The organism is Geomonas sp., assembly GCF_035254065.1.
GTDB lineage: Bacteria > Desulfobacterota > Desulfuromonadia > Geobacterales > Geobacteraceae > Geomonas.
This window is the reverse complement of the sequence record NZ_DATFBA010000326.1, coordinates 1-5,599: the sequence shown is the minus strand read 5'-3', so window position 1 is coordinate 5,599 and position 5,599 is coordinate 1. Positions and strand designations below refer to the sequence as shown.

The following is a 5,599-nucleotide window of genomic DNA, read 5'->3' as shown; positions in this document are numbered from 1 at the left end:
GCATCGGCCCGGTACTGGCCGCCCGCATCGTTGCCGATCGTCAGAAAAATGGCGCCTTCGGTTCGCTGGAGGGAGTCCAGCGGGTGCCGGGGGTGGGGCCCGGTAAACTGGCATCCCTCAGGAGATATTTTTTATCACCTTAGACCGCTCTCATTACAGCCTTCGCGGCGGAGGGGGATGGCGAGGGTCCCAACCGTCCCCGGGGGAGGGGTGTTTTGGCACGATCGGTGTATTTGAACCTTCCACGCATGCAACCCTTCAATCCACTTCTCATGGGAGGTCACCGAGATGAAATGTCCAAAGTGCAAAGGCAGGATGTTCGCCGAGAAGTACTACGACTTCGTCAGGTCGTTCGATGCCTGGAAGTGCACCTGCTGCGGTGAGGTGCTGGATCCCACCATACTGGCGAATCGGGCGCGCAATTTCCAGAGCCTTTTGGGCTGATGTATCAAGAGATACCGATTGAAAGAGGGACCGCCCGTGCGGTCCCTTTTTTTCGGGCTGCGGCTGGATCGGCGCAGCCCGGCATTCTGACAGCGCTATTTTAATTGTGAACCCTTTCTTTTTGGCCTTGACACCGGCAGGCTCATTGGATATAAAAGGATAAAATTGGTCCTAAAGGTGTTTTTATGATGGAACTAACCCGCAAGGGTGAATACGCAATCAGGGGCATCATCTACCTGGCCCAGCAACCGCCGGGACGGGTCTCGCTCATCAGCGAGATCGCCCAGGCCGCCGACGTCCCGCAGACCTTTCTCGCCAAGATCTTCCAGAGCTTTGCGAAGCTCGGGCTGGTGACCTCCTCCCGGGGGACCGGCGGCGGCTTCGTGCTGGGGAGGCCGGCCTCGGCCATCACCCTGCGCGAGGTGGTGGAGGCCGTGGAGGGTCCCATCGTCCCCAACCGCTGCCTGATGGGGAGCGCCTGCGAGAGGGGAGGCCCCTGCATGGTGCACGACGTCTGGCGCCAGGTGCAGACCGGGGTGGTCGACATCCTGGACGGCGTCACTATCGATACCTTGGCCCGCGGACGCACGGGCTGAACCCGCCTTTTTTTGCCCACTAATGAGATTAAAAAGGTCCTGTTGGTCTGCAATGTCCTGCTACACTGCTTAATGTGTGGCGGGTCTCGATGCGCCTAATTAATGCCGCTGTGGCTGGCCTTTTACCTTTATTCGAGTACTCACCGCAACTCTTCACAAGGAGGAAACCGATCGATGGATGTCCTGACCCTAAGCCGGCTTCAGTTTGCCGTCACCTGCATGTTCCACTTCATCTTCGTCCCGCTCACCCTGGGCCTTTCCGTGCTCACCGCCATGATGGAGACCCGCTACGTGCTTTCCGGCAACGAGCTCTACCTCAGGATGACCAAGTTCTGGGGGAAGCTGTTCCTGATCAACTTCGCGCTGGGGGTAGTGACCGGCATCACCATGGAGTTCCAGTTCGGCATGAACTGGGCCGAGTACTCGCGCTACGTCGGGGACATCTTCGGGGCGCCGCTGGCCATCGAGGCGACGGTCGCCTTCTTCATGGAATCGGTATTCATCGGCGTCTGGGTGTTCGGCTGGAAGAAGGTATCCAAGCGGATGCACGCGGTCTCCATCTGGATGGTGGCGGTCGCCACCAACCTCTCCGGTCTCTGGATCCTGCTGGCCAACGGCTGGATGCAGCACCCGGTGGGGTACGTGCTGAGAAACGGCCGTGCCGAGATGGTCGACTTCCTGGCCTTGATCACCAACCCGTTCGGTCTTTTGAAGTTCGGACACCAGATCGTCTCCGGCTACACGGTGGCGGGCTTCTTCGTGATGGGCATCTCCGCCTGGCACCTGTTGCGCGGTAACAACCGCGCCTTCTTCAAGGCCTCCTTCGGCATGGCGGCTGCCTTCGCCCTGTTCGCCTCCATCATGGTGGCCGTGATCGGCGACTTCCACGCCGCCGACGTCGCCAAGACCCAGCCCGCGAAATTCGCCGCCATGGAGTCCGTCTGGGATTCCTGCTCCGCGGCCCCCCTGCACCTGATCGCTTTCCCCGACCCCGAGAAACAGTGCAACCTGGTCTCCGAGTTCCCGGTGCCCAGCCTGCTGAGCATCCTCGCCTTCCACGATCCCAAGGCGACCATCCGCGGCCTCAACTCCTTCCCCAAGGATGAGCGCCCGCCGGTGGTGCCGGTCTTCCTGAGCTTCCGCCTGATGGTCGGGCTGGGGAGCCTGTTCATCCTGCTCTCCCTCTTGGGGGTCATCCTCTCCAAGAAGGACCTTATCGAGAAGTACCCGCTCTTCCTGCGCCTTCTGGTCTACGCCATCCCGCTTCCCTACATCGCCAACCAGCTCGGCTGGGTGGTGGCCGAGGTCGGCCGGCAGCCCTGGATCGTCTACGGCGTGATGAAGACCGCCGACGGCGTCTCCAAGGCGGTGAGCCTGCCCCAGGTGATCGGCTCGCTGGTCGGCTTCACCCTCCTCTACGGCTTCCTGGGCTTCGTGGACATCTACCTGCTCGCCAAGTTCGCCCGCAAGGGTCCCGAGGGTGGCGAAAAGGTGAGCCCGCTGGTCGACGAGCAACTGGCCTTCGACGCGTCGCGCGTCGCAGCGCACTAAAGGGGGGAGAGAGAGATGGAATTGCACATCACCTGGTTCATTCTGTGGGGAGTACTTTGGGCAGTCTACTTCATGCTGGACGGCTTTGTGCTGGGGGCCAGCATGCTGCACCGCGCGCTGGGCAAAAGCGATGCCGACCGGCGCGTCATCATCAACACCTTCGGCCCCTTCTGGGACGGTAACGAGGTCTGGCTGCTGACCGCAGGGGGCGCCACCTTCGCCGCCTTCCCGAGCGCATACGCCAGCATGTTCAGCTACCTCTACACGGCGCTCTTGCTGCTGCTCTTCTCGCTGATCGTCAGGGGGGTCTCCATCGAGTTCCGTAGCAAGGAGGAGGGCGCCACCTGGCGTGGGGCGTGGGACTGGGCCATCGTGGTCTCCAGCTTCCTGCCGGCGCTGCTGTTCGGGGTCGCCTTCGGCAACATCTTCGCCGGGCTCCCCATGGACCAGGCCGGCTACCACGGCTCCCTCTTCTCGCTGTTGAACCCCTACGGGCTGGTGAGTGGCGCCCTGTTCGTGCTGCTCTTCCTCGAGCACGGCGCGCTCTACCTCTCGCTGAAGACCACCGGTTCCTTGGCCTCCTCCGCCGAGGACGCGGCGCGCGCGGTCTGGATCCCGCTGGTGCTGGTGGCGGTCGCCTTCCTGGCCATGACCAACTTCGCCACCAAGCTCTACGACAACTACCTCGCCACCCCTGCGCTCTTCGCGGTGCCGGCAGTAGCTGTCGCTGCACTGTTGTCGGTGCGGGTGTTCCTGGGCAAGAGGGCTCCCGGCAAGGCGTTCATCGCCTCCTGCCTCACCATCCTGACCGTGGTCGCCACCGGGGTGATCGGGCTCTTCCCGAACCTGATCCCCTCCACGCTGGACCCGAACTTCAGCCTGACCTGCTTCAACAGCTCCTCCTCCCCGTATACCTTGAAGGTCATGACCGTGGTCGCTTTCATTTTCGTGCCGATCGTGATACTGTACAAAATCTGGGTGTACCGGGTCTTCAGGGGCAGGCTCACCGCCGAGTCGGTGCTTGCCGACCACGAGGCCTACTGATCCTTCCTTAGTTGATCCCGCCGCCATCACGGCCGCTTTGGCATCCCTGCCCCTCCCTTGGGAGGGGCAGGGATGCCAAAGTGGCCGGACCTCTTGGTACCCCGCAAACCCGCAGCTGCAAACCTGAACCCGCATTCTAGGTTGACAAGGTCGCACCCCCTTTGTTATTTTACGCCTTTGACGCAGGCGGTACCGGAAAGCGCCTGTCTTTCACGCGCACGCTCGGGTCGCAACCTGGCCTTCGAGTGCTCCCGAAAAACCCGTCACCGTTTCCCCGCCCTAGACGATGCAAGGCATTGCGGCAGCTGGCCTGCCATATAAAGTGAACTAAAGAGAGGATGACAATGCAGACCAACGTTGAGAAACTCAGCAGCATCAAGCAGAAGATAAGCTTCGAGATCCCGGCAGAGAGGGTTGCCGCCGAGGTCGATAAGGCCTACGCATCGATTAGGAAGCAAGCCGCCATCAAGGGTTTCCGCAAGGGTAAGGTTCCCCAGTCGGTGATCGAGAAGCAGTACGGCGCCCAGATGGCCGAGGACGTGGTCAAGAACCTGGTCAATGACAGCTACTTCAAGGCGCTCGCCGAGCACAACCTCAACCCGGTCTCCTACCCGATGATCGATGCCGATACCCTGATCGTGGGGCAGCCCTTCAAGTTCTCCGCCACCTTCGACGTCTTCCCCGATGTCGAGCTGAAGGAATACCTCGACCTGCCGGTGCAGAAGGAGAAGCTGGAGCTGGACGAGAACGCCGCCGTGGAATCCCGCCTGGCGCAGCTCAGGGAGAACCTGGCCCAGCTTTCCCCGGCCGCCGAGGGGCGCGCCGCACAGAAGGGCGACTTCGTGACCTTCGACTTCAAGGGCTCCATCGAGGGCGTCCCCTTCGAGGGTGGCGAGGCGCAGGACTTCCAGCTCGAGCTCGGTAGCCGCCGCTTCATCCCGGGCTTCGAGGAGCAGATGGAGGGACTGACCGTCGGCGCCGAGACCACCATCACCGTCAACTTCCCCGAGGACTACCATAACGCCGAGCTGGCCGGCAAGCCGGCCGACTTCGCCATCACCGTGAAGGACATCAAGGTGAAGGAGCTGCCGGAACTCAACGACGACTTCGCCAAGGAGTTCGGCGAGTTCGAGACCCTGGACGAGCTGAAAGAGAAGCTGGCCGAGGTCGCCCGCAGCCAGGAGGAGCAGAGGATCAACAGCGACCTGCGCGAGCGGCTGATGAGCGAGCTGGTCGAGCGTAACGACCTGGAGGTCCCCGAGGTGCTGGTCGACCGCCAGCTGCAGATGCTGCTGGAGAACTCCAAGCAGAAGCTGGCAGCCCAGAGGCTCACCCTGGAGATGATGGGGACCACCGAAGAGGGGTACAAGACCCAGTTCAGGGAAGTGGCCGCCAACCAGGTGAAGTGCTCGCTGATCCTGGACGCCGTGGCCGACAAGGAAGGGATCCAGATCGCCGAGGAGGAGGTCGTGGAAAGGGTGCAGGGCATCGCCGCCAGCGCCGGCCAGGACCCCGAGAAGCTCCTCGGCATGTACCAGGGCAACCAGCAGGCCAAAGAGAGCCTGATCGCCCAGATGAGGGAAGAGAAGACTCTGACCTTCGTGCTGGAGAAGGCCAAGGTGTCCGAGGTTCCCAAGGACCAAATCAAAGACGAAGACTAGGAGCCATACATGCTGGTACCCATCGTAGTGGAGCAGACCGGCCGGGGTGAGAGGTCCTACGACATCTACTCGCGCCTCTTGAAGGACCGCATCATCTTCCTGGGGGGCGGCATCGACGATAACGTCGCCAACCTGGTGATTGCCCAGCTCCTCTTCCTGGAGGCCGAGGACCCGGACAAGGACATCCACCTCTACATCAACTCCCCGGGCGGGGTGGTCACCGCCGGCATGGCGATCTACGACACCATGCGCTACATCAAGGCGCCGGTCTCCACCATCTGCATCGGCCAGGCGGCCTCCATG

General features: G+C 62.0%; 7 protein-coding genes. All 7 read left to right on the top strand.

What is annotated here, in order from left to right; genetic code table 11:
- The first annotated feature begins 2 nt into the window (after positions 1-2).
- Positions 3-143: a ComEA family DNA-binding protein gene (locus VJ604_RS15065; RefSeq protein ID WP_324083894.1), complete on the top strand. Its 141-nt coding sequence runs from the start codon at positions 3-5 to the stop codon at positions 141-143.
- Between the two features lie 145 nt (positions 144-288).
- The gene (locus tag VJ604_RS15060; RefSeq protein WP_324083892.1) at positions 289-444 is read left to right on the top strand and encodes a hypothetical protein; all 156 of its coding nucleotides are present in this window, start codon (positions 289-291) and stop codon (positions 442-444) included.
- Between the two features lie 185 nt (positions 445-629).
- A complete protein-coding gene (locus tag VJ604_RS15055; protein ID WP_324083890.1) occupies positions 630-1,040 on the top strand; it encodes an RrF2 family transcriptional regulator in 411 nt (136 codons plus the stop codon).
- A gap of 174 nt (positions 1,041-1,214) precedes the next feature.
- Positions 1,215-2,591, top strand: coding sequence for a cytochrome ubiquinol oxidase subunit I (locus VJ604_RS15050; protein ID WP_324083888.1), 1,377 nt, complete (start codon positions 1,215-1,217; stop codon positions 2,589-2,591).
- A gap of 15 nt (positions 2,592-2,606) precedes the next feature.
- Entirely contained in the window at positions 2,607-3,635 is a 1,029-nt protein-coding gene (cydB, locus tag VJ604_RS15045) for a cytochrome d ubiquinol oxidase subunit II (protein ID WP_324083886.1), read from the top strand.
- 344 nt (positions 3,636-3,979) lie between these two features.
- Positions 3,980-5,296 (top strand): trigger factor, encoded by a 1,317-nt coding sequence (gene tig / locus VJ604_RS15040; protein ID WP_324083884.1) that lies wholly within the window; start codon positions 3,980-3,982, stop codon positions 5,294-5,296.
- Positions 5,297-5,305: 9 nt separating this feature from the next.
- Positions 5,306-5,599 (top strand): ATP-dependent Clp protease proteolytic subunit (locus VJ604_RS15035; protein WP_324083882.1); only part of this gene is annotated, 294 nt, incomplete at its 3' end.